Origin of the sequence: Varibaculum timonense (assembly GCF_027694345.1) — a bacterium.
Lineage (GTDB): Bacteria > Actinomycetota > Actinomycetes > Actinomycetales > Actinomycetaceae > Varibaculum > Varibaculum timonense_A.
In genome coordinates this window covers 1-3,110 of the sequence record NZ_JAQEVU010000018.1, presented here as the reverse complement: position 1 = coordinate 3,110, position 3,110 = coordinate 1, and the positions used below count along the sequence as shown (strand labels likewise).

Sequence of the window (3,110 nt, the reverse complement as noted above, 5' to 3'; positions counted from 1 at the left end):
GGGGGGCGGTAAACCGTTTGGGGGTTATTTCTTTTAGTATTTACGGGTTCGGGGTTACTTTATTTTTTGTAATCCTTTACCTGTTTGGTTAGTCCTTGCGGCGTTTAACGGTTAGTACCACGCCCGCGGACACTAGAATCAAGCCCAGCACCGACACCAGGAGAATCCCCTGAGCACCGGTAAGCGGCAGGCCCGGGTTCTTATAGTTAGTAATCTTGACCAGGCTGCCATCATTTTCGACCGCGGTAGTCAGGTCGGTAACCGTGCCTGCCTTGGTCAAAGAGAACTTAATCGGTTGCGGTAGCTTCTGGTAACCAGCCGGAGCCTGTGTCTCTACCAAACAATAAGGATGCTGCTCGCCTTCAGCTACCTCTTTGCCATCAACAAAGTTAGTCAAATGCAGACCCTTGATACTAACCAAACCATTCTCGCCGGTTTCCTCAGAGGTCTTGATTTCAGTGTCATAACTAGAACAATCCTTCTTCTCAGAGTTATCTAGGTAAACAGTGAAAACAGCACCCTTTAAGGCGCCGTCATCTTTATTAACCTTCTTGATTACAATATCGCCGAACTTGGTTTCAACCTTAGGAGAATCAACCGGCTTATCGTGCTTCTTAGCCCAATCGTTCGGGTAGAGCTTGGCCTGGTTAGGAATCACGCCATTATCAGAATTCTGCTTCACAGTAGCAATAAGTTCTAGCTCAACCTTCGCGCCAGCAGCGATAGTATCCAAAGTAGTACCCTTAAACGATACCGTCACCTTATCCTGCTTAGGATCACCAGTTTGCTCTTTAGTAAGCGTATAACCATTCTCATCGGCATTAACCGCTTGACCTTTTACTTTTACGGTGACCGACTTATAAGTCAGGTTAGGATCTAAAGTATCAACAATCTCGTAAACCCCGCCCAGATCCTTGCTATCCATTTTGCCGTCACCGTTAGTATCAGCACCGGTAGAAGTAGTAGAAATCGTGTAAACGATATCATCACCAACGTTCTTACCCGCGTCCTTAACCGTCTTGTCTAACTCATTAACCTGGTTCTTCGGATAAACATGAACATCCTTGTTCAAACCAGTGCCATCAGGCTTGGTCATCGGCATAGAAACCGCGAACGGAGCCGCCGGAGTCACCTTAGCCTTATCAACAGCAGTGTCATCAGAAGTCTTAAGGTTACCAGAGCCAGCTAAATCCTCAACCACTACATAAACACCATTATCCAAACCTTTGTTCTCAACCGTAAACCGCGCTTCGCCCTTTTTATCAGTAGTCATCTCAGCCGGGTTAGCAGCCTTTAAAGTGTACTTCTTACCATCAAGTTCGATGCCTTTTTCTACCACGTCGGCTGGCAGGGTCATGTTCCCAATCTTGGAAGCAACCTCTACCCCATCGTTAGTATTAACATCAACGCCCTCAACCTGATATAGCTTGAACTTCACACCCTGCAAAGGCTTCTGCGAAGTCAAGGTCTTAAGCTGCTCCTCGGTAAGCGCGGTGCCATCATGAGGCAAACTACTAGTAGCACCCAGATACTTATGCACCGTAAGCGAATTCCACTCCGCAATCGCAGCACTAGCGCCGCCAACACCCGCCAGGCCTAGCAAGCCGACCGCTAAAGCGGTCGCTAAACCAAACAAACGTTTCCTTAAACTCATCACTTTTTCCTTTCAAATAAAGTAACCCCAACAGCCACCCCGAGCAGCAAGACCCCTGCCAGTAACACCTGCAAAGACCCCGCCAACCCAGACAAAGGCAACCGTCCCTCGGGATAATTAACAACCGTCAAGGACTTATCCCCGCCGGTAACAGTATTCACACTCCCCTTTCCAGAAATAACCTTAACCTTACCCGAACCATCAACCATGAAAACAACCGGCTGAGGAAGCAACGCATACCCCCTCACCGTGGCCGTCTCCTTCAAGATGTACTTTTGATTCGGCAAAACCTTAAACCTAACCTTCCCATCCGCCCCAGTAGTCAGGGTCTGCTCGACCCCAGGCACGCCCTCACGGTACAGGTCAAACCCTACCCCCTCCATGGGGTCGCCCTTATCCGAGACCTTGTTAAGCGCAATCTCTACCTCGGCGCGCTGGTTATAACGCACAAACGTAAACGAGGGATTATCACCCGTAGGAGAAACCTCCCATGCCGGGTTATTCTCTTCCAAGCGATAACCATCCGGAGCCTTAGTCTCCTGAACCGTATATTTCGCACCCAAAGTCAAACCCGTAAACGTCGCGAGGCCAACCTCATTAGTAGTAAGCGTCTCCCTGGTTCCGTCGGGCTTGGTCAAAGTGAACTCCGCGCCCTTTAGGGCCTTACCAGTTTCTTTCGATAGTTTCGAAACCGTGACCCTACCAGTGTCCTTACTATTAGGAACCTCCAAAGTAATCAAACCAGTAAACCCATCAAGCAAAGCATAATCCGAAACCCTAACCGACACCGCGTTAGACTTCGCCACATACCCCTTAGGAGCCTGAACCTCTTTCAGCTTATAGACCTTGTCCGGATCCAGCTTCACCCCAGCCGGAAGCTCCACCAGGCCATCATCACCAGTAGTAAGACCGGCAGCGACCTCGGTAGTCTCGTCCTCTTCAAACAAGGTAAAACTAGCGCCTTCAAGGGGGATTACCACATCGAAAGTGTCAGCAACCAAACCAGGCCGCTTAACCGCGCCCTTATTCTCACTCGCTACCTTATCCGCAGCATCAGAAGAAACCCCCCTAACCAACGGCTCAAACTTAAACACCCGCAAACGAGAAGGCTTATTATTCGCCGTCCAAGTAAACTGCTGCGCCCGATAATCATCAACCACAAACTCATATTGCGCATTCGGGTCCACAAAATACCCGGCAGGGGCCTTGAGCTCCTTCACCCGGTAAACCCCACCAGCAAGACCAGTAAACTCAACCTGACCCGAAACATTCGTCTCTTTAACCTCTGAGGGTGTATCCGGCCAAGAACCATCCCCGGCCTGCTTGAACAACCCAAACTCGGCGCCCTTAAGGAACCGGCCAGCACCCGCGTCAGTATCCGAGGCCGTAGGGTCAACCTTGGTGACCACAATCGAGGACTCCTTCTTCGACTCCTCATTAGGAACCAACAACTCAC

Annotated in this window: 2 protein-coding genes; both read right to left on the bottom strand. The window is 49.9% G+C overall.

What is annotated here, in order from left to right; all coding sequences use genetic code 11:
- Positions 1-88: 88 nt before the first annotated feature.
- Positions 89-1,654: a SpaH/EbpB family LPXTG-anchored major pilin gene (locus PG728_RS09275; protein WP_270627270.1), complete on the bottom strand. Its 1,566-nt coding sequence runs from the start codon at positions 1,652-1,654 to the stop codon at positions 89-91.
- On the bottom strand, positions 1,654-3,110 hold a 1,457-nt coding region (locus PG728_RS09270), incomplete at its 5' end, for a SpaA isopeptide-forming pilin-related protein (protein WP_270627267.1). The genes PG728_RS09275 and PG728_RS09270, both read right to left, overlap by 1 nt.